Origin of the sequence: Oceaniserpentilla sp. 4NH20-0058, assembly GCF_040371755.1 — a bacterium.
Lineage (GTDB): Bacteria > Pseudomonadota > Gammaproteobacteria > Pseudomonadales > Oceanobacteraceae > Bermanella.
In genome coordinates this window covers 1-25,934 of record NZ_BAABWE010000004.1, presented here as the reverse complement: position 1 = coordinate 25,934, position 25,934 = coordinate 1, and the positions used below count along the sequence as shown (strand labels likewise).

At 43.8% G+C, this 25,934-nt stretch carries 27 protein-coding genes; 15 read left to right on the top strand and 12 right to left on the bottom strand.

The features are described from left to right. Positions 1 to 49: 49 nt before the first annotated feature. Entirely contained in the window at positions 50 to 2,914 is a 2,865-nt protein-coding gene (locus ABWV45_RS06755; RefSeq protein WP_353349969.1) for a class I adenylate cyclase domain-containing protein, read from the bottom strand. A 330-nt stretch (positions 2,915 to 3,244) separates the two neighbouring features. Between ABWV45_RS06755 and rpmB the strand changes: the two genes are divergently transcribed. From rpmB to ABWV45_RS06720, 7 genes are all read left to right on the top strand, one after another. After that, positions 3,245 to 3,481 (top strand): 50S ribosomal protein L28, encoded by a 237-nt coding sequence (gene rpmB / locus ABWV45_RS06750; protein WP_353349967.1) that lies wholly within the window; start codon positions 3,245 to 3,247, stop codon positions 3,479 to 3,481. Between the two features lie 11 nt (positions 3,482 to 3,492). Beyond that, positions 3,493 to 3,657: a 50S ribosomal protein L33 gene (gene rpmG / locus ABWV45_RS06745; RefSeq protein WP_283788709.1), complete on the top strand. Its 165-nt coding sequence runs from the start codon at positions 3,493 to 3,495 to the stop codon at positions 3,655 to 3,657. 724 nt (positions 3,658 to 4,381) lie between these two features. Beyond that, positions 4,382 to 5,512, top strand: a complete 1,131-nt coding sequence (locus ABWV45_RS06740; RefSeq protein WP_353349965.1) for an acyltransferase family protein — start codon at positions 4,382 to 4,384, stop codon at positions 5,510 to 5,512. Positions 5,513 to 5,546: 34 nt separating this feature from the next. Then, on the top strand, positions 5,547 to 6,122 hold the full coding sequence (locus ABWV45_RS06735; protein WP_353349963.1) for a YdeI/OmpD-associated family protein: 576 nt from the start codon (positions 5,547 to 5,549) through the stop codon (positions 6,120 to 6,122). 156 nt (positions 6,123 to 6,278) lie between these two features. Continuing rightward, positions 6,279 to 6,482 carry a hypothetical protein gene (locus tag ABWV45_RS06730; protein ID WP_353349961.1) on the top strand — a complete coding sequence of 68 codons (204 nt, stop codon included), beginning with the start codon at positions 6,279 to 6,281 and terminating at the stop codon, positions 6,480 to 6,482. Between the two features lie 80 nt (positions 6,483 to 6,562). Next, positions 6,563 to 7,393 carry a bifunctional DNA-formamidopyrimidine glycosylase/DNA-(apurinic or apyrimidinic site) lyase gene (gene mutM, locus ABWV45_RS06725; protein WP_353349959.1) on the top strand — a complete coding sequence of 277 codons (831 nt, stop codon included), beginning with the start codon at positions 6,563 to 6,565 and terminating at the stop codon, positions 7,391 to 7,393. Positions 7,394 to 7,473: 80 nt separating this feature from the next. After that, a complete protein-coding gene (locus ABWV45_RS06720) occupies positions 7,474 to 7,806 on the top strand; it encodes a hypothetical protein (protein WP_353349958.1) in 333 nt (110 codons plus the stop codon). 59 nt (positions 7,807 to 7,865) lie between these two features. On the opposite strand, the gene ABWV45_RS06715 is transcribed toward ABWV45_RS06720, so the two are convergent. Beyond that, positions 7,866 to 8,723, bottom strand: a complete 858-nt coding sequence (locus ABWV45_RS06715) for an SDR family oxidoreductase (protein WP_353349956.1) — start codon at positions 8,721 to 8,723, stop codon at positions 7,866 to 7,868. Between the two features lie 95 nt (positions 8,724 to 8,818). Between ABWV45_RS06715 and ABWV45_RS06710 the strand changes: the two genes are divergently transcribed. The 3 genes from ABWV45_RS06710 to ABWV45_RS06700 all read left to right on the top strand — a co-directional run bounded on the left by ABWV45_RS06710 (position 8,819) and on the right by ABWV45_RS06700 (position 13,296). Next, positions 8,819 to 9,721, top strand: coding sequence for a hydrogen peroxide-inducible genes activator (locus ABWV45_RS06710; RefSeq protein WP_353349954.1), 903 nt, complete (start codon positions 8,819 to 8,821; stop codon positions 9,719 to 9,721). Then, a complete protein-coding gene (gene recG, locus ABWV45_RS06705) occupies positions 9,706 to 11,796 on the top strand; it encodes an ATP-dependent DNA helicase RecG (RefSeq protein ID WP_353349952.1) in 2,091 nt (696 codons plus the stop codon). Before ABWV45_RS06710 ends, recG begins: the two co-directional genes overlap by 16 nt. A gap of 105 nt (positions 11,797 to 11,901) precedes the next feature. Next, positions 11,902 to 13,296, top strand: a complete 1,395-nt coding sequence (locus ABWV45_RS06700; protein WP_353349950.1) for an aminoacyl-tRNA deacylase and HDOD domain-containing protein — start codon at positions 11,902 to 11,904, stop codon at positions 13,294 to 13,296. Here ABWV45_RS06700 and ABWV45_RS06695 read toward each other — a convergent pair. The 6 genes from ABWV45_RS06695 to ABWV45_RS06670 form a co-directional block, all read right to left on the bottom strand. After that, positions 13,214 to 14,023, bottom strand: a complete 810-nt coding sequence (locus ABWV45_RS06695) for a hypothetical protein (protein WP_353349948.1) — start codon at positions 14,021 to 14,023, stop codon at positions 13,214 to 13,216. The genes ABWV45_RS06700 and ABWV45_RS06695 overlap by 83 nt on opposite strands. Before the next feature lies 1 nt (position 14,024). Then, positions 14,025 to 15,332 carry a dicarboxylate/amino acid:cation symporter gene (locus ABWV45_RS06690; RefSeq protein WP_353349946.1) on the bottom strand — a complete coding sequence of 436 codons (1,308 nt, stop codon included), beginning with the start codon at positions 15,330 to 15,332 and terminating at the stop codon, positions 14,025 to 14,027. 4 nt (positions 15,333 to 15,336) lie between these two features. Next, on the bottom strand, positions 15,337 to 15,705 hold the full coding sequence (locus tag ABWV45_RS06685) for a helicase (RefSeq protein WP_353349944.1): 369 nt from the start codon (positions 15,703 to 15,705) through the stop codon (positions 15,337 to 15,339). A gap of 142 nt (positions 15,706 to 15,847) precedes the next feature. Next, positions 15,848 to 16,123: an HU family DNA-binding protein gene (locus ABWV45_RS06680; RefSeq protein ID WP_353349942.1), complete on the bottom strand. Its 276-nt coding sequence runs from the start codon at positions 16,121 to 16,123 to the stop codon at positions 15,848 to 15,850. A gap of 29 nt (positions 16,124 to 16,152) precedes the next feature. Beyond that, positions 16,153 to 17,295, bottom strand: a complete 1,143-nt coding sequence (locus ABWV45_RS06675; RefSeq protein WP_353349940.1) for an FAD-dependent oxidoreductase — start codon at positions 17,293 to 17,295, stop codon at positions 16,153 to 16,155. Between the two features lie 232 nt (positions 17,296 to 17,527). Further along, entirely contained in the window at positions 17,528 to 17,704 is a 177-nt protein-coding gene (locus ABWV45_RS06670; RefSeq protein ID WP_353349938.1) for a rubredoxin, read from the bottom strand. 163 nt (positions 17,705 to 17,867) lie between these two features. Between ABWV45_RS06670 and ABWV45_RS06665 the strand changes: the two genes are divergently transcribed. From ABWV45_RS06665 to phoR, 4 genes are all read left to right on the top strand, one after another. Beyond that, a complete protein-coding gene (locus ABWV45_RS06665; protein ID WP_353349936.1) occupies positions 17,868 to 18,401 on the top strand; it encodes a chorismate--pyruvate lyase family protein in 534 nt (177 codons plus the stop codon). Positions 18,402 to 18,437: 36 nt separating this feature from the next. After that, on the top strand, positions 18,438 to 19,307 hold the full coding sequence (gene ubiA / locus ABWV45_RS06660; protein WP_353349934.1) for a 4-hydroxybenzoate octaprenyltransferase: 870 nt from the start codon (positions 18,438 to 18,440) through the stop codon (positions 19,305 to 19,307). A 105-nt stretch (positions 19,308 to 19,412) separates the two neighbouring features. Then, a complete protein-coding gene (gene phoB, locus ABWV45_RS06655; protein ID WP_353349932.1) occupies positions 19,413 to 20,111 on the top strand; it encodes a phosphate regulon transcriptional regulator PhoB in 699 nt (232 codons plus the stop codon). Between the two features lie 33 nt (positions 20,112 to 20,144). Continuing rightward, on the top strand, positions 20,145 to 21,452 hold the full coding sequence (gene phoR, locus ABWV45_RS06650; protein ID WP_353349930.1) for a phosphate regulon sensor histidine kinase PhoR: 1,308 nt from the start codon (positions 20,145 to 20,147) through the stop codon (positions 21,450 to 21,452). Here phoR and ABWV45_RS06645 read toward each other — a convergent pair. The 4 genes from ABWV45_RS06645 to ABWV45_RS06630 all read right to left on the bottom strand — a co-directional run bounded on the left by ABWV45_RS06645 (position 21,449) and on the right by ABWV45_RS06630 (position 25,076). Continuing rightward, positions 21,449 to 22,333 carry a response regulator gene (locus tag ABWV45_RS06645; RefSeq protein ID WP_353349928.1) on the bottom strand — a complete coding sequence of 295 codons (885 nt, stop codon included), beginning with the start codon at positions 22,331 to 22,333 and terminating at the stop codon, positions 21,449 to 21,451. The two genes, phoR and ABWV45_RS06645, sit on opposite strands and share 4 nt — an antisense overlap. A 66-nt stretch (positions 22,334 to 22,399) precedes the next feature. Beyond that, the gene (locus ABWV45_RS06640) at positions 22,400 to 23,212 is read right to left on the bottom strand and encodes a hypothetical protein (RefSeq protein ID WP_353349926.1); all 813 of its coding nucleotides are present in this window, start codon (positions 23,210 to 23,212) and stop codon (positions 22,400 to 22,402) included. A 709-nt stretch (positions 23,213 to 23,921) separates the two neighbouring features. Continuing rightward, complete coding sequence (locus ABWV45_RS06635) at positions 23,922 to 24,677, bottom strand: S1/P1 nuclease (protein WP_353349924.1); 756 nt, start codon at positions 24,675 to 24,677, stop codon at positions 23,922 to 23,924. A 183-nt stretch (positions 24,678 to 24,860) separates the two neighbouring features. Beyond that, positions 24,861 to 25,076 (bottom strand): DUF3392 family protein, encoded by a 216-nt coding sequence (locus ABWV45_RS06630; protein WP_353349922.1) that lies wholly within the window; start codon positions 25,074 to 25,076, stop codon positions 24,861 to 24,863. A 303-nt stretch (positions 25,077 to 25,379) separates the two neighbouring features. Between ABWV45_RS06630 and ABWV45_RS06625 the strand changes: the two genes are divergently transcribed. Continuing rightward, positions 25,380 to 25,886 (top strand): cyclic di-GMP-binding domain-containing protein, MshE-related, encoded by a 507-nt coding sequence (locus tag ABWV45_RS06625; protein ID WP_353349920.1) that lies wholly within the window; start codon positions 25,380 to 25,382, stop codon positions 25,884 to 25,886. Positions 25,887 to 25,934: the final 48 nt, after the last annotated feature.

Sequence of the window (25,934 nt, the reverse complement as noted above, 5' to 3'; positions counted from 1 at the left end):
TAAAGGGGTCGATTATAGGGCTTTAACTTCACTCTGAATAGGGCGCAGCCTAGGAATCCTGCGGATTTTCTGGGTACAACTCAGCAAGGGCATTGTTCAAACGCTGTTCAAGCTTAAACTTGTAATCAAGGTAACTGCAAGTTTGCAGAACCTGATTACCGTTGCGTTGGTGCAAGCGGTCTGAAATGGCAATATCTGTAATATAAACAGGGTAGGGCTTATGATGCTGACGTAACTTCACCAGATGCCGCACCAAGGCTTTATAAACTTGATCGCCATACTCCATTTGACTGAAATCTTCTTGGTCACATTGAAGGGTAAAACCCAGCTCGTCATTGGCATCAAAGTCGACCTGTGCGAAGACATCAAAGTAGCGCCCTTGACCCAGCCCTTCTTTGGGGCGAATAGGCCTTAAAGATAACCCTTCTTGCTTACTTGGCAATACCACTTCAAAGTATTCAATATCTCTTTGTTGCACGGTTTCGTTTTCACCGTATCGATGGCGGTTTTGCCTGTATTCCACTTGCCGTAAAAAGTGATTCAACGGATTAATCAACGCCGCTTCGTTGTATATGGGCGTGCGCCATTGAATCAACGAACCCCTTTCATCAATCACATAAATATGCGCCTTCTGCTCTTTGCGCAAGTAATACACTTGAAGGACACCTGATTTTAAATTACTGCAAATTTTATCCATCACTGAGCCCTTTAGGGCGTGACTGTCCAATACAATTTGACTGTAATATTTCTGCGGTTTGGATAATTGCCGAAATAACGCAACGGGCTTTTCATGGTGATAAATAACAGGGCGGCCATTATTGAACTGAATCAGGTGGTATTCACTGCCTATCTGCAACACATAACGACGACGGGCATTAAGCTTGCTCCCATAAAAACAACGTTGGACCTCTTTCATTACCAGCTCCACCCGCTCGGCAATGGCTTTAGGGCGAGTAATACAAAAGCAGTGAACATGAACATCAGGAGGGGCTTGTGTGCTAGTGGGAGGGTATGACATCAAATAATCCTCAATCACCCTCAAGAGTGCGTTTTGCCCCTCGTAGCGGGTTACCAAGACCTCTCGCCAGCTGTTGTACACCAACTGGTCGATTGTTAGCACAAGATTTTCTTTAAGGGCGCTATACCCCAATGAATCAGTGCGATTAGAAATTTTATGAATTCCCTTGCGCGTGTAATGACTCATGGGGTCTACAAACACATTGATATACAAACTAATGAGCCGTGGAACTGGAGGCTCTTCAAAGTGTGCTTCGATGCTTTCGACTAACGGGGTTTGATAAAAGCTATTAATGATTTCTTTCAGTTCGTAATCTTGTCCATGCTGACGCCCTTGATACATCACCACATTGGTGCCTCTGGCCATTACTTTATTCACATGACTCCAAGCCAATAGCTCGATCAAGCTGGCAGACTTTTTAATGGGGTTTTGCGCACCACCGAGACGAGCAATGCCAGTAAACAAACTCCAAGCCATTTGCGGAATACGCCTGCGCACATGTTGTCGGTTAAGGTGTAGGCTGAGTTTTTCTTCTTGAATATCTTTACTAATACCCGGATTTATAAGGTCAATTTTGCCGGGTTTGCGATCAAACGTGGCATAAAGTTTATGTCCCAACAAGGTCATATCTTTGGCCGTTAATAGGGTTTCATTTTGATATTGACGCCCAAACTGGGACAAGAATTTGTAACTGTGGATTAATTCATTCACCAAGGATTTACGCTCTTGGTCTACCGTGTGCACCTGCCACTGCGGGCGATTATCTAAGTGCAGCAGCAAGCCGTCCGGCCAGCCCCATTCTTTAATCACTGGGCGTAAAAAGTCACGTTTCCAATGTTTGCGACGATTAGATTGCCCCATGGGGATGTTGGCTTTGAAATAGATACAGCGGCGTACCAACTCTAGGCGTGAAATTTCATCCCGAGTTAGCAAGTAGGCTTCTAATCGATCGTATAGCAGCAAATAAGGGTCTAACTTGTCTAACTCGGTTTGCTCATTAAATATTCGGTTTTTTAAATCCAAACTGAGTGCACGCACTTCCGGATAACCATTGGCATAGGCTTCGGTTAAAAACAACTTCAAGATAGATTTATAAGGGCTGCCAATGGCTTTATATAATTGCCACATGCCCGCCCCCACAAACTCACCAGCAGGTATGCTTCCTATACCGCCAAAATCCACCACTTCGTCCCTATTAACAAACCCTTGGTCTTGCAGCCGATAGGCAAAATCCTCGTAGTTATCTTCGTGCTCCACAGGCACCAGCCACCACAAGGGGTAACAGCCACATAACAAAATACTGGTGCGATAAAATTCATCTAACAACAAGTGATGCTGAGCACTGCCGCAGTCTTCCCCGTCTAGATCGTTGCGTTCACCGTTTACAAACTTTTGCGCATCCATCAAAAAGAAATGCACTTCAAGGCCGATATTATCGGCCCATTTTTCAATAGCCGTGGATTTCTTTTGCAATACAGCCAGCTCAGGCCCCGTCAGACTTGGCTCATGACACAGCCAAATATCCAAATCACTGCCACCACTGTGACCTAGCGAGCCACAACTGCCCATGATAAATAAACTTTTTATGAATGGTTGCCCACGACGGCGCTGACTATATTGAAAGCCAGTGGTAATGCTTGCTGCAGCTCGAAGGGTGTCTTTTGTTGGGGTATAGCGCGCCACACCACACGGGCAATCCTCACCCACAAAACCCGGCAGTTTCTCATGGTTCACGTGATACAAAAGCCCAATTACGTCCAACAGTACACGCTGACGCTCACTTAACGCCTGCTGGGTACGTTCTAATCGATACTGGTTATAGGTTAAGAAGCGCTTCACCACGACCATAGCAAGGTCTCGATCAAACCCTTTCGCACCTTTTGTCAGTTCTGACATACATAACTACTCAAATATCGCCCTTCTCACCATCCTCATAACAAAAGACAATTAGCGTCATGGAAATAGGCTGTTATAATGGCGCTCGCTGCGCCACCTATTGAGTATAGAGGTATTCTTGGCAGGTATGATTTTCACCTTTATTGGTAATCAGCCACGTTCACTTTTTACCCAATTCCCTTGCTATTGGTAAAGGTTTTTGGTATAAAACGCAGCTCTTTTTAGACGGGGTAGCCGCTTGAACAGTCCGAGTGGCTGAAAAGGCGCATAAACACTGGCCCCGAACGAATTTTTTAATAGTCGCATTTTTCGATAAATCGGGGCATAACAATGGCTAAAGTTTGTCAGGTTACGGGTAAACGCCCTGTAACAGGTAACAACGTATCGCACGCTAAGAACAGAACTAAGCGTCGTTTTCTTCCAAACCTTCAAACACACCGTTTTTGGGTTGAAAGCGAAAACCGTTTTGTAAAATTACGCATTACTACTAAAGCAATGCGTATCATCGATAAAAAAGGCATCGACACAGTTCTAGCTGAACTACGTGCTCGTGGCGAAAAAGTTTAAGGGGTCTTACCATGGCTGCAATTCGTGAAAAAATCCGTATGGTTTCTTCTGCTGGTACTGGTCACTTCTACACCACTACTAAGAACAAACGCATCATGCCTGACAAGTTGGAAATGAAGAAATTCGATCCTACGATCCGTCAGCACGTAATGTACAAAGAAGCTAAAATTAAGTAATTAGTTTTAAATTCTAAAAAAACCGACTCTTGAGTCGGTTTTTTTATACTTGCAGTTAGCTAAAGAGGAAATGAAGAAATTCAATTACCCTTTAACTACCCGTCAGCATGTAATGTACATCGAGCTAAAATCAAGTAATTGAGATTAAGCTTAATAAAAGAACCGGCTTATGTCGGTTTTTTTATGCTTGCAGTTAGCTAAAGAGGAAATGAAGAAATTCAACAACCCTTTAACTACCCGTCAGCACGTAATGTACATCAAGCTAAAATCAAGTAATTGAGATTAGGCTTAATAAAAGAACCGGCTTATGTCGGTTTTTTTATGCTTACAGTTAGCTAAAGAGGAAATGAAGAAATTCAATAACCCTTTAACTACCCGTCAGCATGTAATGTACATCGAGCTAATATCAGGTAATTGATATTTGTTTCTATGAAAAAACTATTTTGAAGTGGTATTTTTGTGCCAGAACTTTAAACAGCCTCTTACGTGCATAGCAAACTGTATAATATTTCCATGTACGCTTCTCATAAATCTGATATCTTCGTTGCGCAAATATTTAGAAGTGATTTTTATAGTACTTCTCACTATTCATAGAACAATAAATCAAACAAGTTACTTAGCTTATTTTTATTTCTAACTTTCTTTAAAGTTACACAAACCAGTTGAGTTAGTTTCATAAAAAGGATTTACAATTATGACGACTACAAATGAACGTCTGCACTACATGGATAATCTGCGTGCAATAATAATGATTATCGGTGTTTTCTACCATGCTGCATTAGCCTATAACGCATCATGGAGCTCAATTTGGTTTTCTGCTGATACCGTACAATCATTATCATTGGAACTATTTTCTGATTTTCTACATGTCTGGCGTATGCCGATATTTTTTGTGGTATCTGGCTTTTTTACAGCAATGCTTATTCAACGGCGCGGCATGGGAGGCATGTTTAAGAATCGATTTCTTCGGGTATTTTCGCCGTTTGTTATTTTTTGGCCTTTGTTGCTGGTAGCCTATTACGTAGCCTTTCTTTGGGCCATTGGAAACATTGAAAATAAATCAGCGATTCTAGAATTAATGGCTATGCCGGGCGCGCCCGAAGGAACAATTTCATTGATGCACTTGTGGTTCTTATATTATCTGATGATATTCTATGTATTAACTTGGGTATTTAGGCAATTGCCTCTAACTAAAATTAAAAACGCCATTGTTGAAATGAACCCACTATTAGCAATTATGGTTTTACCACTATTTCTAATCCCTGGTTTGACTTTGTCGGTAATACATATCCGCGGCTTATTAACCTTTACCCCGGAAATTTGGGGGATTTTATTCTTTGGAATGTTCTTTGCCTACGGCTACATATTGTTTTCATCATCACGCTTGCTGGATTATTTTGATCGTTCATGGCCAATATTATTTATTACTGCCCTAGTCATTTCTGCACCAATGCTTTACATGTTCCCAGCAATAAGTTTCGATCCCAACCGCATTCCCTTTGAGTTCATACAACCCGATTGGAACATACGCATCCCCCTAATTCTATGCATTGCTTACGTTGCAACATTGATGTCCGTAGTGGGTTTAGTTGTCGCTAAAAAAATACTCAATGGAAATAACGGCTTTATGCGATATATGTCTGATGCATCCTACTGGATTTACATTGTACATGTGCCAATCCTGTTAATGATTCAATTTTGGTTACTTGATCAAGAAGGTGGTGCCGCCTATAAGTTTCTGTTTTCATCTTTTAGTACGCTGCTTATATGCCTAATAAGTTATGTGCTTTTGGTTCGCTGGTCGCCTATTGGCTGGTTATTAAACGGAAAACGCAAACCATTATTCTCTAATTAAATTGAGCCAAACCATAAAAAGAGCCTTTCATTCCATGCCAGAACCAGACTCAACTAAAATCATGAGCTTTGAAACGGCTAAAGAGCTAAGCCAGTGGCTTAAGTTAAATCATGCGGTTGAGCGTGAACTGTGGGTAAAGATATTCAAAAAAAACTCAGGTATAACCAGCGTGACTTGGGACGATGTGGTGGTTGAAATATTATGCTGGGGCTGGATTGATGGCGTTAAAAAATCACTCGATGCTAACGCCTACCTACAACGCATCACACCAAGAAAGCCCCGCAGTAGCTGGTCAAAAAGAAACCGAGAACATGTGGAACGTTTGATTGAGCAAAAACGTATGACCGAGTCAGGGCTAGTACACGTTCACGCCGCCCAACAAGACGGGCGTTGGGAAAACGCCTATGTAGCAAGTGAATTAACTGTACCAGAAGATTTTCTCGCAGCCCTCGAGCACAACCTAACAGCCAAACAGTTTTATACAACACTCACTAAATCAAACCGCTATGTAATTGCCCATGGTCTGAGCAGTGCCAAAAAAGCAGAAACCCGAACCAAGCGATTTGAAAAATTCATGGACGCCCTTAACCGCGAAGAAAAACCCAAGTAGTTTTCTATTTGGCTCAACCATAACAGGCCTTTTGTTAAAACAATTTCTATCTAAACAATAGTGTCACTTACAAGCCTGTCACCGCTTTGCCACATAATCATCGCCGTTTAGTCATGTTAGTAGTCCATTATCAGCCCGAAATATGAAAAGGTATGCATGATGAAATTAAAACTCACCATATTGGGTTTGGTGTTTGGGCTGATTACCGTAAGTACTATTGCTTCGGTTGAGCCCTTACCTGTTGAGGTATCTCCCATTGAGCTGGAGATACAAAAACTCACCATAAGTCCTGCAGAGCAAATGCTAGCAAAGGTATTAGGAAACCATCCGCTTGCATTACTGGCCGATTGGTTGCTCTAACCAGTTAGACTGTATTGCTCTACCGTCTACCAATGACAGTTATGGTATAGTAGCTCTTTTTTGTAATGGGCTTTATCAATATGCCTGAATTACCCGAAGTCGAAACCACCCGCAGTGGCATCGCGCCACACATCCAAGATCAATCCATATCTAAACTAGTGGTGCGCCAGCCTAAGTTGCGTTGGCCTATTCCGGATGATTTACCTTGGTTAGTGAAAGGCCAAAATGTGTTGGCGGTTAGGCGTCGCGCTAAATATTTGCTGGTTGATATTGGTAACAGTAAATTAAAAGGTACTTTGATTATTCACTTGGGTATGTCTGGCTCGTTACGTGTAATTAAAGGTACACCCCCTGAGCCATTGAAACATGAGCATTTCGATTTAGTGTTTTCTAAAGATTTAATGCTGCGCTTTACCGATCCTAGGCGCTTTGGGGCTTGCCTTTGGCAAGATGCGAACAACCCAGAAAACGCCTTTTTAGATCACCTAGGGCCTGAACCTCTAAGCGACGAATTTAGTGGCGCTTATTTATTTGAAAAAAGCCGCAAACGCACCAGTGCCATCAAAACCTTTATTATGGATCAGCGCATTGTGGTGGGTGTGGGGAATATCTACGCCAGTGAGTCTTTGTTTTTAAGTGGTATCAACCCCAAAAAAGCCGCCGGTAAGCTGAGTAAGGCCAAATATGAAACCCTTGCCGCACAAATCAAGCAGGTCCTAACCCATGCCATTGCTCAGGGGGGCACAACCCTCAAAGACTTCGTAGGCAGCGATGGCAAACCCGGTTACTTTGCACAAAAGTTAAATGTTTATGGTAGAACGGGGGAGCCGTGTCCTAATTGTGCCGATCCAATTAAACAAATCACACAAGGTCAGCGCAGCACTTTTTATTGCAGCCCGTGCCAAAAGTGATGATGTACTCGCTTTACGCTAAGAAAAACTGATATAGTACAAATCATAATAAGTAAGCTCCAGTACAAGGACACATAACCATGCAAACACTTCGTAGCCGCATACAGCAATTTTTTATTATTTTAACCACCATTTGTATGGTTGCTCTTCCTATGCACAGTCAAGCCGAAGAGATTATAGAGTCTCCATCAGGGACTGAAATGGTTTTAGATTTTATAATTGTTCGCCCGCTTTCTATAGCTGCCACCCTTATTGGCAGTGTTATATGGGTAGCAAGCCTGCCCTTTAGTCTATTGGGTGGTAATGCAGGAGAGGCTGCTGATGTTTTAATACTAACACCAGGAAAGGCAGCTTTTTTGAAATGTTTAGGCTGTAATGTTAGCGGTCGTAAAATTGAATACGAAGACGAGTAATTAAATACTCTTCATAAAGAAAGGCGTCCAATGGACGCCTTTTTATTGTCTGTTTATAACTAATAACCCATTTCTGTAAGTATGTCTTCGTAACCCTGTTGATAATTTTGGTACTTAAACACATAACCTGCATCCAGTAAGCGTTTACATGATAACCGCTTATTACCACGGCGAGTGGCCTCGGGTACATCGTGGTCTGGCTCGACATCACCAATGCGATCTTTTAGCCATTCAAGTATTTCAAAGAAGGTGGACGGGGTTGGATCTGTGGCTATATAAATATTATCAAGAGGCTTGCCGGCCATATCTTGCTCAATTAAAAACTCAAGCACGCCGATACAGTCATCACGATGAATTCGGTTGGTCCATAAATCTGGTTCTGGGTCGCAATGACTGCCACCTTTGGCTTGATTAATTAAGCGAATGCGCCCAGGGCCATAAATGCCGCTAAAACGCACCACCACATGAGGAAACCCACTTCCCGCCAGCTTGGTTTCGGCTTCTAACATTTTACGCCCTGCAAAAGCAGTCGGCTCAGGGGTAATGGTTTCATCCACCCATGAGCCATCGTGATGTGGATACACACTGGAACTAGAAACAAAAATTACTTTGCTTGGCTGAATATGCTGTTGTTTTAATAAAGCCAAAATATGCACCAGCCCTTGCACATAATAGGTGTCGTAACCTTCCTCTGAAAACTCAGGACTGGCAATGGAATACACAACATAATCTAAGTCATTTGGGATTTGTCCAATGAGGGTTTCCATTTCTGACACATCCGCACTTAACGTGGTAATGCCATCTCCTATGGGCTGTTCGCTTCGCCGCATACCCCATACCGTATGACCTTTCATAGCTAACGATTTGGCTAAACCACCACCAATATCACCACTGCCTACGATTAGAATTCGTGCCATATCTACTCCTTGTGATAGAAAGCAACTATCATGCTATATAAAGTGCTAAGCTAACGCTTTGTGCACTATAGCGAATATATGAGGCAATCTAAATCATGACGTTATCTGAACTCAAGTACATTGTCGCACTCGCTCAAGAACGCCATTTTGGTCACGCTGCCGAACGCTGCTTTGTGAGCCAACCTACCTTAAGTGTGGCAATAAAGAAGCTAGAAAGCGAATTAGGCATTAGCCTGTTTGAACGCTCTAAAAATGCGGTAACCATTACCCCTCTTGGTGAACAGGTGGTACACCAAGCACAAGTAGTGCTTGAGAACGTGCGCTCTTTGCAAGATATTGCCGCCGGAGGCAAAGACCAATTGAAAGGCTCACTTAAAATCGGCGCTATCTTCACCATTGGGCCGTATTTGTTTCCTCACCTAATTCCACAAGTGCAACAACTGGCACCTGACATGCCTTTGTACATTGAAGAAAGCTACACCAAAGTTTTACGCCAAAAGCTACGCGAGGGGGAGTTAGACATCATCATCGTGGCATTGCCGTTCAACGAGCCAGACGTGCTAACCAAAGCCCTGTATGACGAGCCATTTGAAGTACTATTACCTAAAGACCATGACTGGCTGAAAAAAAAGACGGTCAGCCCAGATCAATTGCCCGATAGCGATTTATTGTTACTAGGTGAAGGCCACTGCTTCCGTGACCAAGTAATGGATATGTGTCCAGCCCTTGGCAAAAATCAAAATACCAAACTTAAATCATCGGCCGAGGGCAGCTCCCTTGAGACTTTACGTCATATGGTAGCCTCTGGTCTGGGTATCACTGTTTTACCCAAAAGTGCCACTGGTGTGGGGTCATACGCCACAGGTTTACTGGAAACGCGCCCATTTATTAAACCAGCACCTTCACGCACTGTGGCCATTGCTTGGCGCGCCAGTTTCCCTAGGCCAAAGGCAGTGGATTTAATCACTCAAGCGGCCAGTTTATGTCGACTATTCTAGAGCAGTCACTTGGTCACGCTCCTGTGACTGAACTGAAAAATGTGGGTGCCAAGTTTGCCGAAAAACTGGCCAAACTTGGTATTCATAATGTTCAAGATTTGTTATTTCACGTGCCTTTGCGCTACCAAGATCGTACCCGTATTACCCCAATTGGTGGCTTAAGACCCAATGTGGATGTGGTGATCGAAGGGGAAATTATGCTGGCAGACGTGGTATTCGGTAAACGGCGTTCGCTAGCGGTGCGCCTTCAAGATGGCACCGGCACCATCACCCTGCGCTTTTATCACTTTAGCGGTGCACAAAAAAACAACCTGCAAAAAGGTGCACGCATTCGCTGTTATGGTGAGGTGCGCCGTGGGCGTGCAGGCCTAGAGCTGTATCACCCTGAATACCAATTTGTAGATGATGTTAGTGCTCTACCAACCGAGAAAACGCTCACCCCTATTTATCCAAGCACCGAGGGAATAACCCAAGCACGCTGGCGTCAACTAATGTCGCAGGTGGTGACCTTGCTTCAAAAAGGTCGTGCCATTGATGACCTAATTCCAAGTAAGTTACTGCTTCCTTACCAGCTACCTAACTTAAGATCAGCCCTGTTATATTTACATCAACCGCCAGTGGGCGCTAACTTACAGGAATTAGAAAACCACCAGCATCCAGCGCAAAAACGTCTTATCATGGAAGAACTGCTGGCCCATAATCTAAGTTTATTAAAAATGCGCGCCTCTATTCAGTTAGATCATGCTCCTGTGCTGCCAGCATCAAACACCTTAAAAACATCGTTTTTAGCTAGCCTACCCTTCACTCCTACTAATGCTCAACAACGGGTGGTGAATGAAATTCAGCAAGACTTAAGCAAGGGTTTTCCCATGTTGCGCTTGGTCCAAGGGGATGTTGGATCAGGTAAAACCTTGGTCGCCGCCTTAGCAGCGTTAAGTGCACTGGAACAAGGTTTCCAAGTGGCTCTTATGGCCCCCACTGAAATCCTAGCCGAGCAACATTTAAAAAACTTTCAAACATGGTTTGAACCACTGGGTATTTCTATGGCGTGGTTGGCTGGTAAAGTAAAAGGCAAAGCCCGCCAAACAACCATGGCCGCCATCGTAAGTGGTGAGGCCCAAATGGTGATTGGCACCCATGCGTTATTTCAAGACGACGTGGCCTTTGCCAACTTAGGCCTAGCCATCATTGATGAACAGCATAGGTTTGGAGTACATCAGCGTTTAGCCCTTAGGCAAAAAGGCAAAGGGCTTAGTCCACACCAGCTCATCATGACAGCCACCCCCATTCCTCGCACACTGGCCATGAGCGCCTACGCCGACTTAGACACCAGTGTGATCGATGAGTTACCACCGGGGCGCACCCCTGTGAACACTGTGGCCCTTGATCAAAGCCGCCGCCAGCAAGTGATTGAGCGCATTCGTCACGCTTGCGTAGAGGGCCGCCAAGCCTATTGGGTGTGTACCCTCATAGAAGAAAGTGAAGCATTAGAAGCTCAAGCAGCAGAGGTCACGGCTCAAGAACTGCAAACCGCCTTACCCGAATTAAATATTGCCCTGATTCATGGGCGATTAAAACCAAAAGAAAAAGCCGACATCATGGCTGCGTTCAAAAGCGGCGAGACGCAACTACTTGTGGCAACCACTGTGATTGAAGTAGGGGTAGACGTACCCAACGCCAGTTTAATGATCATAGAAAACCCTGAACGCCTTGGTCTTGCGCAATTGCATCAACTACGAGGACGAGTAGGCCGAGGCAGTGCCGCCAGCCATTGCCTGCTGATGTATCAATCCCCACTAAGCCAAGCAGGCAAACAGCGCATTCAAGCCATGCGTGATACCACTGATGGCTTTAAAATCGCTGAGATCGATTTAGACATTCGTGGCCCAGGTGAAGTACTGGGTACAAAACAAACAGGGTTGATGCAAATGCGCATCGCCGATTTACAACGGGACAGCCACCTATTAGACGACATCAAACATTGGGCCCAGCTCACGCAAACACATGCCCCTCATATTGTTGAGTTATTGATAGCCCGCTGGTTAGGAGAAAACATTCGCTACGGCCAAGTTTAAGCAAAAAGCCTTAGTACTGGTTCCCAAAATCTTTATTTTCCCCGTCAAAATCCCCCAGCTTGCCTATAGTTAAATGCATACATCTACGAATGATCAGGCAGTCCAATGACCTTACCAAGTCGAGTACAAAAAGTATTAGATGATTGGCACATTAACTACTCTGTTTCTCAAGCGAGCCCTTCTATGTCCAATGAACCCTCAAGCGACTCCCTCAGCAATAATTTAACTCAATTAGCGATTTTAGAAGACGAACTAGGGCAAGTTCAGGTGATTTACCCTGCCCATCGTATTTTGGACTTAAACAAAATGCAGGCGCAAACCACACGATCATTTACAGCTATGGACCATGCAAAGGTTGAGAAAATTCGCCAAGGGCTCAACCTAGAAGCCATACCGGCTTTGCCTCAAGTGACTGGCTTTGAAACCTTTGTTGACGCTTCCTTGTTGCAGCAAGACGATATCGTCATGCTGCTAGGTAAAGAGCATGAACTGCACATAGGCAAAACCGACTTTCAAACCCTTATTGGCAATGCGCGCATTGGTGAGTATTGTGTGGATATCCCCAGCACTCAAATCCCCGGCGCTCAGTGGGCGCAAAAAGATCAGCAAGAAATTCATCATGCCATCAAAAACTTTACTGAACTGCGCATCCATCAACGTCTAGAAGAAACCTTAGACATGCCACCCATGCCTGAAACCGCTCAGCGGATCATTGATTTGCGTATGGATGAAGACGCTGAAACTGAAGAATTAGCCATCTTGGTAGAACGTGACCCCGGATTAAGCGCACAAGTAATTAGTTGGGCTAATAGTCCCTATTATGGTGTCAGCGGTTCCATCACCAATATCCAAGAGGCCGTGATTCGTGTTTTAGGGTTTGATTTAGTCATTAATCTTGCGCTGGGGTTGTCCTTAGGGCGCACTCTTAGTGTGCCTAAAGCGGGCCCACGAGGGTATCTGCCTTATTGGCAGCAAAGTGTTTACTGTGCAGCACTCATGGCCGAACTATGCAAAACATTGCCCAGAGAAAACCGCCCAAGCCAAGGGTTAGCCTATTTAAGCGGTTTACTGCATAACTTTGGTTATTTGATTTTGGGCCATGTATTCCCACCTCATTTTTTGATGGTGAATCGCCATATAGATGCCAACCCCAATGTGAATCGCTACTTTATTGAGCAACACTTATTGGACATTACCCGTGAGCAAATAAGCTCTAGCTTATTGAAGCAATGGCATTTACCTGAAGATGTATGTCGCGCAATTCGCTACCAGAATGAACCGAATTACATAGGAGAGGACCACATATTAAGCGGCCTCTTGTTTGTAACCTCACGGCTTTTACGCCAACAACAAATGAACGACTCACCATTGGAAGCCATACCCCAATCCATAATACATCGACTGGGTTTGGATATGACTATGGCGCAAGAAGCCCTTGAGAGGGTGATGGACGCCAAGGACGACCTTCAAGAAATGGCTCGGCAGCTGGATCAGGGATAAGCACTAACGGTGTATTTACCAGCTGGCTGCGCAACTGGACAAAATACTCAGTAACAGCCGATGACGTATGATTCACCCAAGGTTTCACGTCTTTAGCCAACTTGGCAAAGCCTTTTAGTTGCTCGTTACCCGTTTGACGAAAACTATAAAAATAAAATGCTGATAACTCACGCTTGAGTTGTACCCACACTTTTTTATTTTGAGCTAACCAATGTTGTTCCACCGCTGTTTCCATTTGCTCAACGGGCACTTGACTAAAACCTAACGCATGGCAGGTTTTCCACAGCTCTTTACGTAATGTGAAATTCAAATCCAGCGACATGGCCTGAATATCATTGACCAATTGTGCGCGCTCTTTATTTGGGGTTTGGGCTTGTAACTTAAAAAAGTATTCCCGAAATGGCTCACGGTTTTCAGGGGCTAACGCGTTAGTTTCTAGTACTTTTTGTTGCGCCCACAAGGGAGACTGCCAAGCCACAGAACTGTCTTGAGCATATGGCTGCAGTGTTTGCAGTAGATCACTGGCGATGAGTTTGCCGTCTAAAAAATTTATTCTAGCGCTAAGCTGCGATTGAATGTTTGGCTCAAGCGCCATCATACAGGCGGGTTTTAGGGTTTTCCAAGACGGTGATAACAGTGTCGAAAAAGACTCTAGTTTTTCCATCGCCACGCCAGCCCACAACGAACTGGACAAACAACACAATAAAACCGCACTCAACCCACGCATATTAATGACCTTTTACTGCATCCACATCGTCTTCAACTAACCCTGCGATAGGATCATTAAACACAGACTCATCTAATTGTTTTTCTGATTTCGCTACAATACAAGAAACCGTTGCATCACCAGTAACATTCACCGCTGTACGCATCATATCTAATAAACGATCCACACCGATAATTAACGCAATGCCTTCTACTGGTAAACCCACTTGAGTCAGTACCATGGAGAGCATCACCAAGCCCACACCGGGTACGCCCGCCGTACCAATAGAGGCAAGCGTAGCTGTGGCGATCACAGTAAGGAAATCCATAGCAGATAAATCAATGCCATAGGCCTGTGCAATGAATACAGTCGCCACTCCTTGCATGATGGCAGTACCATCCATGTTTAATGTGGCCCCAAGAGGCAAGCAAAATGATGCTACCTTGTTATCCACACCTAAACGTTGCTCCGCGGTACGCATAGTGACAGGCAAAGTGGCATTACTTGAAGAGGTACTAAACGCAAATAACTGTACATTGCGCATTTTCTTTAAAAACGTAACTGGGCTTAATCGTGAAAGTGAAACTAATAACGAGGGATAAATAATCAAAGCTTGAATCGCCAATACCAATACAACCGTGAAAAAGTACACGGATAATTCAGCAATAGCTCCAATACCTTGCTTCGCAAATAAGGTAAATAACAAGGCAAATACCCCATAAGGGGCAAGCTTCATTAACATGGTAACCAGCTTTAAGATCACCGTGTTCCAATCTTCAAAGTTATGTCTTAGGCGCTGTCCGGCTTCACCACTATGATTAATCGCCATACCTAACAACAATGCAAAAACTATAATTTGCAGCATTTTACCTTCAGCCATGGCGGAAATTGGATTGCTTGGGAAAATATCGATCATCACCTGTGCAAATGAGCTGGCCTGATTCACGTTCACCGAGGTTTGCGCGGTTAGGTTTGCACCCACGCCGGGTTCAAATAGCAAAGCAAATAACATGGCAATGGATATGGCTACCGCCGTGGTAAACAAATATAAACCCACGGTTTTTCCACCTAAGCGTCCAAGCTGTTTTCCTGAACCTAAACTAGCCGCACCACATACCAGAGACACCAGTACCAAAGGCACCACTAACACCTTCAAGGTAGCAACAAATATTTTACCCACTATAAAAAACAGGCCACCCACCAGCCACTCATTAATGACAGTATCAAGCCAAGTTGACAGGCCAGTCATCCACTGAGCAAGCGCCCCTAATATGATTGCAGCCACCATGGCCATGAGAATTTGTTGTGTTAACCCGTGAGCCTGTTTCATAGCATTACTTTTTGCCTGGTTTTAAAAATTTGGTTAACCCTTGGAACCACATCACTTCAGCAAAATTACCACTGATTACTAAGTCTTTATTTTGAATACCCAGCATAAAGGCTTTTTTATCTTTAGCGGTTAAGATGTTCATAGCCACTTGAGGGTCTTTGAACGTTAAAGTAAATGTAGGTTCTTCAGTTAAACCCGAAGAAGATTTCACCTTACCATCTTTTACCGTGTAGTGACGACCACTGCCACTTTGAGTTTGAATCTGAAACACTAAATCCTTACCTTTAATATATTCCGCACAGGCTGGATTTTTTTTCGCTGACTTTTTCAATAACTGGGCAATAACCCAAAGTAAGAATTTAAACTTAAACATGAGAGCCACGTATTAATAATTTATGAGTATAAGAATGTAACGCGCACAAAGGCGCCGCGGCATCATACCATGGTCATCGGAAGCTTCAATCAAGGAAGGATTGCTCGGCCCTACTTGAAGCAAGGCCGGGGCAAGAGGGCGTTTAGCTGTTTACCGCATCTTTAAGAGCTTTACCCGGCTTAAAACCAACTGAGTTACTGGCTTTAATGGTAATTGCTTCACCGGTTTGAGGGTTTTTGCCTTGGCGCTCTGCACGATGTTTTTGCACGAAGCTACCAAAACCCACTAGGCTAACAGGGTCATTCTTACGTAGAGACTCAGTAATTTGGTCAGTAATAATAGTAATGATTTCAGCGGCTTTATCTTTACTGATGTCCGCTTGGTCTGCCACAAAAGCAGCTAATTCAGGTTTACGCATAATACGTTCCGACTTTCTTATTGTTGTTATTACGCCAGCATAGCCGGCAGTTTCTTGTTCATAGCCATCTTTTCAGCAACACAGTCACCGGTCAAGGCATAACCAAGCAAATTACCACTTGTGTCCTTAAAAAGTGCTTTAAAATGTGGCGATTGACCATGAATTTCCCACTCACCTTGGACGTTTTCCGCCGCAGGGCAGGTTACGATTGGCAAGGTTGGGGTTTTCACCATAACAGGCATCACTGGATATACTACTTTAGTGGGTGTACCCGCTAGAGTTTTAGCCAAGGCCCGAGCGCTATTCATCAACGGCAACACATAAAGCAAATTCAAACCATCCACTTCAGCACAGTCACCTAATGCATAAATATTTCCATCGCTAGTTTGCAGGTGTCTATCTACTACGATTGCACGATTCACCTCTAATGCAGCTGACTGAGCTAACGCGACACGGGGCTTTAAACCCACTGCGCTTAAAATAACATCGGCGGTTAATTGAGTGCCATCCGATAAATTAGCAGCATACTGATCCCCTTGCTTTTCGACCGAGGTCACCGCTTTTTCCAGATGTAACGTCACCCCTAGCTGCTCAAGAGCAGGTATTAACGCTTCGCCACATGGCTGAGGCAATAAGCGCGATAACGGTTGAGCATCTGGTGCAACTAAATCCACCTCATAACCTGCACTGCCTAAGTCATGTGCGTATTCGCAGCCCACAAGACCAGCACCGAGAACTAAGACACGATTTTTGCCCTGTACGGCGGCATGAAATTGCTGATAATCCATCAGGTCATTCACGTGATACAAATACTCAGCGCCATCAATTGGCAATTGAAACGGTTCTGCACCTAGGGTCAACACAAGGTCACTGTATTCTAAAGCTTCATTCCCCAGCATTACTTGCTTTTGCGCAGGGTTAATCGCAGTAATGGTTTGATGTGTACGAATCTCACACTTAAGCTGTTCCGCCATGGCGCCCGCATCATTCATGGCTAAACCATCGGCATTTTTGCCCTTACTAAAACCAGTACTTAACATGGGTTTAGAGTACTGACGACCATCATCAGCGGTAATCATCACCACTGCACGCTCGGCATCCGCTTTGCGAAATTCTTTTACCAAGTTATAACCAGCTAAACCGGTTCCGATGATCACAAGAGGAGCTGTCATAAAGATGCCTTTATTATCTCATTACGCAAAATGCTGGATGTGAGACGAAAAACGCTCAAATATTTATCCAGCCATAATACAGTTTATCGAGTTAGAAGTGTCGCTTGAAGCGTGACTGACGATAATCTAGCCCGGCAAAAAGAGTCCAATAGAAGGCGTGTATAACTAATACATAACGACTACAAGACTCTTTTTAACAAAGCTAGGTTAAGTAAAGTAGCTTCTTTGGATTTTAAATTTCGATCATCTCGAAATCATCTTTGCCAACACCGCAATCTGGGCACAACCAATCTTCAGGAATATCATCCCAACGGGTTCCCGCCTCTAGGCCTTCATCTGGGCAACCTTCAGCTTCATCGTAAATCCAACCACATACAATACATTGCCACTTTTTATAATCTTGAGCCATGATAGCCTCCCAACTTTTTAAGGGCCGAACCTTACCCAAAACTGACGAACGACACAATTAATCCAATGCTTATTAAGCTAAATTCACACAGTGCCGTCCCTTGCAACTTGATTTCCAATGGGGTTTGGGCCATTGTGCGGCGGATATTGTTTAAGGCATCAGCATGCAGTTAGCCCTTTCACCTCAATTTGCGTTACAACCTTGGATTGGCCTTTCTCCAATTCCTCATAGCGTGGTAAGTGGCCCTTGGCGTCATTGGTTATTAGATGCAGGTTCTCTTACGCAAAATCTTAAAGAGCTGGCTCCGGGGCGTTTCAGTTTGTCCTTGATTGACCGCCGCTTTGCAAGCCCAACGCTTTCTGAAAGTAATGCCTTGCATATGAATTCAAGACAAGACGCCTATATACGTGAGGTTGCCTTGTTCATTGATCAGCAGCCACAGATTTTTGCCCGTAGCATTATCCCAAGACGCACATTAACCGGCCATGAACGCCAATTACTCACGCTCAAACAAAAACCGTTAGGTGAGTTTTTATTTACCCATAAAAATATGCGCCGCGGCCCCATTGAAATCAAACGGGGCTTTTTAAACGGAAAGCCCGTATGGGCCAGACGCTCCGTATTTTATGTGAACCACAAACCCTTATTGGTTTGTGAGTACTTTCTGCCAAGCCTGCTACAGGTTAAAGCTGTTTAAGGTTAGAATGGCACCACTTCGACACGTGGTACAACAATGAATTGGTTATCTGATCGCTTTCCTAAATTGCCGTTTTATATTCAACTCATGCGCTTGGATAAGCCCATTGGTATTTATTTACTGTTGTGGCCAACCCTATGGGCGTTGTGGATTGCAGCCGAAGGGCGACCAAGCATTAGCAATGTGGTGATTTTTATTTTAGGTGTGATTGTCATGCGCAGTGCAGGTTGCGTTATTAACGACTATGCCGACCGTCACCTAGATGGCCACGTTAAACGCACTCAGCATCGTCCTCTTGCCCAAAAAGTCATTTCAGAAAAACAAGCATTAGGCCTCTTTGCCGGCTTATGCTCCAGTGCTTTCATCTTGGTATTGTTTACCAATGAATTTACCCTGTATCTGTCGTTTGGGGGCTTAGCATTAGCTTTTTGTTATCCCTTTATGAAACGCTACACCCACTTACCACAAGTGGTGCTGGGTGCCGCCTTCGCTTGGGCAGTGCCAATGGCGTTTGCTGCTGAACAGAATGCATTACCCGACGTGGTGTGGCTGATTTATACCGCCACCGTCACTTGGACTGTGGTTTACGACACTCAATATGCCATGGTAGACCGTGATGATGACTTAAAAATTGGAGTGAAAAGTACCGCTATTTTATTCGGCGAAGCCGACAACATGATGATTGGCGTATTGCAGGTATTCACCCTAATTAGCTGGTTAATGATCGCTTCTAAAATTGCCGCCACTTGGCCTTTGTATCTAGCCATTGCCATCAGTGCCGGTATTTTTGTCTACCATCAATTTTTAACTAAAAACCGAGATCGGGATTTGTGTTTTAAAGCGTTTTTACACAATCATTGGGTCGGTGCCACCTTGTTTGCGGGCTTATTTTTACACTATTTATAAAAACTTACGGCCTTAATTGATATGCATCTTATGCTATGTCACATATCTGTCATACTTACGTTGTGTAATATGCTTGTCATTATTTAGAAATTTAGAGCAACCTCTATGAAGCAGCAGGGAAAAAAAATCCTCATCGTAGATGACGAAGCGTCCATCCGCGAAATGATTGCCGTGGCCTTAGAGATGGCCGGTTACGAGTGCCTAGAAGCCAGTAACACGCAAGACGCATACAGTATTATCGTCGATGAAAGTCCAGAAATGGTTCTACTTGATTGGATGCTACCAGGTACCAGCGGCTTAGAATTTGCCCGCCGCCTAAAGCGCGATGATCGCACCAACGAAACCCCTATTATTATGCTAACCGCCAAAGGCGAAGAAGATAATAAAATCTTGGGCCTAGAAGCCGGTGCGGATGATTACATCACCAAGCCGTTTTCACCTCGTGAGTTAGTGGCACGCCTAAAAGCGGTATTGCGTCGCAGTACCCCACAAGGTATGGAAGACCCAATCTCAGTTGAAGGTTTAATTTTAGACCCTGTTTGCCACCGTGTTAGTGCAAACGAGGCACCACTGGACATTGGCCCTACTGAATATCGCCTTTTACAGTTTTTCATGACCCACCAAGAGCGTGCTTATAGCCGAACTCAATTGCTGGACCAAGTCTGGGGTGGTAATGTTTACGTTGAAGAACGCACGGTAGATGTGCATATTCGTCGCTTACGTAAAGCTTTAGGTAACGAATTTGAACATTTAATCCAAACCGTTCGTGGTACAGGCTATCGTTTTTCTACCAAGGCCTCTTAACGTTCATTTGTATTTGTTTGGTGTTGTACTTATATGAAGCATGACTGGCGCTCAGCTATTCGTCGTTTAATTTTCAGCCTAGCCTTGGCGTTTGTCGTTGGCTGGCTTTTCAACAAGCTGACACTTGCCATCATGCTAACCCTTGCTGTGTACCTAACATGGCACTTACACCAGCTGTATAAGCTTCAACAGTGGCTCACTTCTCGCGGCGCAGATGAACCCCCAACCAGTCACGGGTTATGGGGCAGTATTTTTGATGATGTGTATCGTCTACAGCATCGCCATCAAAAGTCTAAAAACAAATTAAAAGCCATGCTTAAACGGGTTCAAGATAGCACATCAGCCTTGAAAGACGGGGTTTTGATGGTAGATAGCCATGGTAATTTAGAGTGGTGGAATCAAGCTGCCAATGCCCTATTAGGTTTGCAAAATAGCAAAGACATAGGCCAACCTATTACCAATTTAGTTCGTAATCCTGATTTCAAAGCGTACTTTGAAAAGGCCCACTATGAATCCCCTTTAGAAATGGCCAGCCCCATTAACCATGACGCAGTACTGCAATTTCACATCACCTTGTTTGGCCGTAAAGATCGCTTGATTGTGTGTCGCGACATTTCTCACCTGCATCAACTTGAGGCCATGCGCCAAGACTTTGTAGCCAATGCCAGCCATGAATTACGCACCCCTTTGACCGTCATATCTGGCTATTTAGAAACCTTTATTGAATACAAAGAGACACTACCCGCCCGCTGGGGCCGAGCACTCACTCAAATGCATGAGCAAAGTCAGCGCATGCAGAATTTAATCAACGATTTATTAGTGCTAAGTCGTTTAGAAACCAGTAATGCACCGGATCAAACTCAGGTAAACATACCTAATTTACTATCAGCATTAGTAGCCGATGCAAAATCCCTAAGCGGCGACAAACAACATAACATTTTGCTCGAATGCGAAGATGTAAGCTTAATCGGTACCGATACTGAGCTATCCAGTGCTTTTGGTAATTTAATATTTAATGCGGTGAAATACACCCCAGCTAGTGGCGAAATAAACGTGAAATGGTGGCAAGACACCACAGGTCTGCACCTTGAAGTAAAAGACAATGGTTTAGGTATCGACCATAAACACATTCCAAGACTAACTGAACGTTTTTATCGCGCTGACCCTAGTCGTCACAGCGATACAGGGGGCACAGGCTTAGGTTTGGCCATTGTGAAACACACCCTGTTAAGACACGATGGCCATCTGCATATCAGTAGTGTATTGGGTAAGGGAAGCTGTTTTACCTGTCACTTTCCTGCCTCTAGAAAAGTGACCAATGCAAAAGTCATTAACGGCTAACGGACTTTTGCTACAAATTTAGACAGTGCCGCGAGTTTTTCCGGGTCCTCATCTTCGTATCGTACCTGCATATTAAACATCTCAGCATCGATACGTTTATCGGGTGAGATGACCGCACACACAAAGCAATTCACTCGCGCTACTATGTCTTCTTCTTTGCTGACAATATCCACCACCACTTGATCAAATAGCCTAGGCACCCCTTGCTCGCGCTTAACCACCAGCAACATTTCATTGAGATTAATGTCTTTAACAATGCACCTTAGCTCTTGGCCATCTGCGGTACGCACATGGGCCAAGGCCATGGTTCTATTGGCGGCTTTTTTCGGTTTTTTTGCACTTGAAACTAACTGAGCCGAAGGCGCAGCGCCTGCTAATAAACTGGCGGTTCCTTCTGCCTTCGGTGCGGCTTTTGGCTTTGGTGTTGCACCGCCAGTTAACAAACTAGCATTATCACTGCCTTGCTGAGCCTGTCTTGCGGTCTGTAATGGGCGAACTTTATAAAACTTGTAGATTAATCTGGCTAATTTAGTACCAAGCTGCTCATTGCTAAATGGTTTGCCAATATAATCACTGACCCCGGCTTCCACCGCCTTAACAATATGACTCTTTTCTGAGCGGCTGGTGATCATTAAAAAGGGGACTTTTTCGTAACGCTCTTCGGTACGCATCCACTGTAAAAGTTCAAGGCCGCTCATATTGGGCATTTCCCAGTCACATAGCAGAACGTGATAGGTGCCAGACTTCATTTTAGCTTGTGCTTTAAGGCCATCTGCCGCTTCATCGACTTGAGCATTTGGAAATTGGGCGCGTACGGCTTTTTTAACCAGATCCCTGATGAAGGTGGCATCATCTACCACTAATATATTCAGCGCCTTCATGGCCACTCCCAATAAAACCCTTAGTATCAGCCTAGCACACGATTAAGCGCTAACATGGCGCTATAGCTATTTGATGGTGGTTGCCACCAGCCTTAAATGGGTCTCGCTGACCCCTAACTGCTTAAGCCCTACGCCTCTAAACTGTAAATCATGGGTTACTAATGAATGCATAGTATCTATCACGCTGGGGGCGCAGCCTAATCCTAGATATATTCCCTTTATGACCCCTTTTGGTAATCGGCTATATACAACCCCTTCTTTGTTTTGATCTAAGGCTGAGACTGGCCGCACAAGGCGCCTTTCTCGTTCATAGGCAAAGTGCTCTGGCCGTCTGAATAACGCAGGGAATGGGTTCTCCTTGCAGGGGGCTGCTGGGCGTGAGTCATCATATTCAAGGGCTTCAAATATCTGCGGCTTTTGATTAAAGCTGGTGTGTGAGAAATATTCATGGCTAGGGTCTAATTTAATAGCGATGCACTGGTGCTGACAGCCAACCGACTCCCACAATCCTTGTTGATGAATATTGTCAAATAAACGAATAAAACCCACTTTTTCATATACGGCTTTTACAGCAACACTTGATTGTACTTGGCTGGCAAGCGCCTGTTGGTTTAATTGCTGCTCGATTTGCGCTCGATTTTGGCTTGCTTGTTCTAAATAATATTCAAACGTCACCATGGATTTAATATGTGGCTCTAGGGATTCATAATTTTTGCCCATGGCCGCACTGAATTCACTATCACTTAGAGGCTGCTGACTAACCGGACGGTGAACTCGCTTGTTTTCAATAAATGGGTCATTAAGATCATCTATTCCATTAAAAACCAACCTAAGTTGTTTTAAAAATGGCACATGATTTGGGTGAATAAATGTATACATAAGGCATCTATTATTTTTCTTTAAGTGTAGTCCTATTCATCCGTTTAACCTTAGTAAGCTTATGCCACCCCTCCTTGTAAGAGATATCCTACAAGACCTGTGAGATATCAAGTGAATATGATAAGGGAAATAACCGTTCACTTTATCTAGGCCTTCTAGAACCCCTATAAAAACTAGGTCTCTCGCTAAATCATGTACTTACGTGCCTTTTTATTACTTTTTAGCATCAGACAAAATTTGTATTTTTGGTAAATTAGATCGTGTTCAGGATGAACATAAAGGATGAAGGTAACGGATTTACCTGTTAACACGGAAGTGTGACAAAGGACTGACAGACCGCTATTGGAAGGTGGACCTAGGGTGCTTTGGCAGGAAATATCTAGGATAGATTATTTCCTGTCACTTTAACTTCACCCTTTTTTAAAAAGAAATACAATCGAACGGATTATCGATTAGCAAACAAATAAAATTCGGGGAAGAATTTTGTTTATGCTACAGCCCCTTCAGGATGAATGGGAATCAAAAATGGATTTTTACTATTTAAATCATGGGCTTTTTGGATAAAGCCCATTTAGGAAAACCAAGGTCGGTTACTGGATCAAGATGATCCGCTAGGAAGCCAATCACGGATGACATTTCAGCAACGCAAGATGCGGACACTACCAAGGATTGGTAATTGCTGAAACCCCTTTTGTTTCACCTCTTACAATTACCACAAACGATTTAACCACATAGCCAAACGCCAAGCGCCTTTAGCCAATTGCATTTGTATCGTGCTATCCGCTTGAGCTAAATACTCTTTTGATAATGGTTGATTCTCTTGGGCTTGATAAACAAAAGTCATGACCAACTCATGGCTCTCTTTTGCCCACCTCTGTGGACTGAGCAGATCAATATCCAATGGGGTTTCTAAAAGCCTATGAGTTGCAGATTCTAAATCTTTATCAAAGCGTTTAACCACTTGGTTATCCCAAAATTTATGTAAGCTCATGGACTTTTTATTGTATTTTATCTTGTACCAGTTACCGCCTCTATCTTCATATAAACCCGCATGTAAAGGTTGATGAATATCCCCAAATAAATGAACCAACATTTTCAAGGCCACAACTTTTTCACTATCGGTTCCGCTTTTAACTTTTTGCGTAAAGCGTTTAATCGCTTCAACAATGCAAGCGTCTTTTTTGCAATCACGCTCACGTTCATAGCTCACTGCATCCTTTGGCATGTTCACATAATGCAGAGGCTTTAGATAATCAAACTCTGAACGACTTTTGATGTGATCCGCCCAAACACTGGCTTGCACAAACGGCACTTTACCCGCACCTAAGATACGCTCTACATTGTGCTTAGCATCAGGCGTTAATTGCTCCCAAGCAGCCAACGCCACTAATTTGTGGCCATAATCTGAAAACGAAAATGCCCACTGAGAAACAGACACACACAGAATAAAAAGAAGTGATTTCATAAGGCCGTTTTTATTTGTACAAATGGGCGTCAGTATAAGCACAGGAAACAACCGTGAAAAGCATTAGCCCTTTTTATGAAACCGTTCAGCCAATATGCCAAGCATCACAAACGCACAAAACATCACAGGAGCAAAAAGCGACCTAGGTAATTGCAGCATCAACATATGCACTTGCGCAGACCCTCACACAGTTAGAGCCCCATAACCAAGAGTACAAAGCACCACAAAAGCAGATATTCGAATTAAAAATGGATAGGGCTTAACGAATACCCTCAACGTTTTATTAATGGCATCACCATAAATCACCAACAACGTTGCCACAAACGCCACCGCCATTTGCATACTGTAAGGCTTAAGCCATGCACCTGCCTGTAATAAAATGTCATTCAACCAAGCCATTTTTCACTCCTTTAAATTTAGTAAACTGAGATTAGATGATTTAAACAATCGAAACCCCTTCCTATGTTTCGTTTTGTAATGAGCATTTATTGACGCTTTATATTAGCGATTAAAACAAAGGCCATAACCCTTTATTCTCAAAGGTATTTTTAATAAATCACCTGAATTTACAAACAGTAATGGATAACCAATTTTTCAAATATTGATGGCTCATATTCCCCATTAATATAGCCTCCCCCTCGCTTACCATGAGAGCTGTGTCACACTTAGACCTATACATAACTTATGAAACGGACTGTTTACATGACGCAGAATTATCGCTTGGGGGAACTACTAGTAAGACGAGGAGTTATCTCTTCGGCTCAGCTTAATGATGCTTTAGCGTTTCAAAAGACCCATCACATAAATTTAGGCCAAGCCTTACAACGCTTACGCATGGCAAACGCCATACAAATTCGCTTTGCATTATTTAAGCAACATTGGTTACGAGCATTTGCTACCAGTGTTTCATTGTTTATTGCCCCGTTTTCACAATGTTATGGTGATAATGAGTCCATCGAACAACTGCCAGAATACAGCTTAACCCAAGTAGCCCAAGTACCTTGCGCCGCAGAATCTAGCAATACATATGGATACAATCAGATTTCAGACACTGACTTTAATGCCGTTGAAATAGCCAGTACGGCTATTTGGTATTTATCTCAAGGTGGGATGGATAGGGAAGCCTTATCTAACTCACCCGTTCAGGTAAGTTTAACCAGCCAAGATCTTGAAGAGGGATTATCAGTGAATGTGAGTATGCGGTTTTAAACCGCCGCATGTAGGTCTGTAGTGGTCAACTAACTTTAGACACAGGTC

Bases quoted from the DNA above. Each gene is read 5' to 3' on its own strand.
- ABWV45_RS06735 (WP_353349963.1), top strand. From the start codon at position 5,547: ATGCCAGAACCAGACTCAACTAAAATCATGAGCTTTGAAACGGCTAAA.
- ABWV45_RS06675 (WP_353349940.1), bottom strand. From the start codon at position 17,295: ATGACAGCTCCTCTTGTGATCATCGGAACCGGTTTAGCTGGTTATAAC.
- ABWV45_RS06715 (WP_353349956.1), bottom strand. From the start codon at position 8,723: ATGGCACGAATTCTAATCGTAGGCAGTGGTGATATTGGTGGTGGTTTA.
- ABWV45_RS06635 (WP_353349924.1), bottom strand. From the start codon at position 24,677: ATGAAATCACTTCTTTTTATTCTGTGTGTGTCTGTTTCTCAGTGGGCA.
- recG (WP_353349952.1), top strand. From the start codon at position 9,706: ATGTCGACTATTCTAGAGCAGTCACTTGGTCACGCTCCTGTGACTGAA.
- ABWV45_RS06645 (WP_353349928.1), bottom strand. From the start codon at position 22,333: ATGAAGGCGCTGAATATATTAGTGGTAGATGATGCCACCTTCATCAGG.
- mutM (WP_353349959.1), top strand. From the start codon at position 6,563: ATGCCTGAATTACCCGAAGTCGAAACCACCCGCAGTGGCATCGCGCCA.
- ABWV45_RS06695 (WP_353349948.1), bottom strand. From the start codon at position 14,023: ATGCGTGGGTTGAGTGCGGTTTTATTGTGTTGTTTGTCCAGTTCGTTG.
- ABWV45_RS06720 (WP_353349958.1), top strand. From the start codon at position 7,474: ATGCAAACACTTCGTAGCCGCATACAGCAATTTTTTATTATTTTAACC.
- ABWV45_RS06740 (WP_353349965.1), top strand. From the start codon at position 4,382: ATGGATAATCTGCGTGCAATAATAATGATTATCGGTGTTTTCTACCAT.
- ABWV45_RS06625 (WP_353349920.1), top strand. From the start codon at position 25,380: ATGACGCAGAATTATCGCTTGGGGGAACTACTAGTAAGACGAGGAGTT.
- ABWV45_RS06710 (WP_353349954.1), top strand. From the start codon at position 8,819: ATGACGTTATCTGAACTCAAGTACATTGTCGCACTCGCTCAAGAACGC.
- ABWV45_RS06700 (WP_353349950.1), top strand. From the start codon at position 11,902: ATGACCTTACCAAGTCGAGTACAAAAAGTATTAGATGATTGGCACATT.
- rpmG (WP_283788709.1), top strand. From the start codon at position 3,493: ATGGCTGCAATTCGTGAAAAAATCCGTATGGTTTCTTCTGCTGGTACT.
- phoR (WP_353349930.1), top strand. From the start codon at position 20,145: ATGAAGCATGACTGGCGCTCAGCTATTCGTCGTTTAATTTTCAGCCTA.
- ABWV45_RS06640 (WP_353349926.1), bottom strand. From the start codon at position 23,212: ATGTATACATTTATTCACCCAAATCATGTGCCATTTTTAAAACAACTT.
- ABWV45_RS06665 (WP_353349936.1), top strand. From the start codon at position 17,868: ATGCAGTTAGCCCTTTCACCTCAATTTGCGTTACAACCTTGGATTGGC.
- ABWV45_RS06730 (WP_353349961.1), top strand. From the start codon at position 6,279: ATGATGAAATTAAAACTCACCATATTGGGTTTGGTGTTTGGGCTGATT.
- ABWV45_RS06670 (WP_353349938.1), bottom strand. From the start codon at position 17,704: ATGGCTCAAGATTATAAAAAGTGGCAATGTATTGTATGTGGTTGGATT.
- ABWV45_RS06630 (WP_353349922.1), bottom strand. From the start codon at position 25,076: ATGGCTTGGTTGAATGACATTTTATTACAGGCAGGTGCATGGCTTAAG.
- ABWV45_RS06680 (WP_353349942.1), bottom strand. From the start codon at position 16,123: ATGCGTAAACCTGAATTAGCTGCTTTTGTGGCAGACCAAGCGGACATC.
- phoB (WP_353349932.1), top strand. From the start codon at position 19,413: ATGAAGCAGCAGGGAAAAAAAATCCTCATCGTAGATGACGAAGCGTCC.
- ABWV45_RS06685 (WP_353349944.1), bottom strand. From the start codon at position 15,705: ATGTTTAAGTTTAAATTCTTACTTTGGGTTATTGCCCAGTTATTGAAA.
- ABWV45_RS06755 (WP_353349969.1), bottom strand. From the start codon at position 2,914: ATGTCAGAACTGACAAAAGGTGCGAAAGGGTTTGATCGAGACCTTGCT.
- rpmB (WP_353349967.1), top strand. From the start codon at position 3,245: ATGGCTAAAGTTTGTCAGGTTACGGGTAAACGCCCTGTAACAGGTAAC.
- ABWV45_RS06690 (WP_353349946.1), bottom strand. From the start codon at position 15,332: ATGAAACAGGCTCACGGGTTAACACAACAAATTCTCATGGCCATGGTG.
- ubiA (WP_353349934.1), top strand. From the start codon at position 18,438: ATGAATTGGTTATCTGATCGCTTTCCTAAATTGCCGTTTTATATTCAA.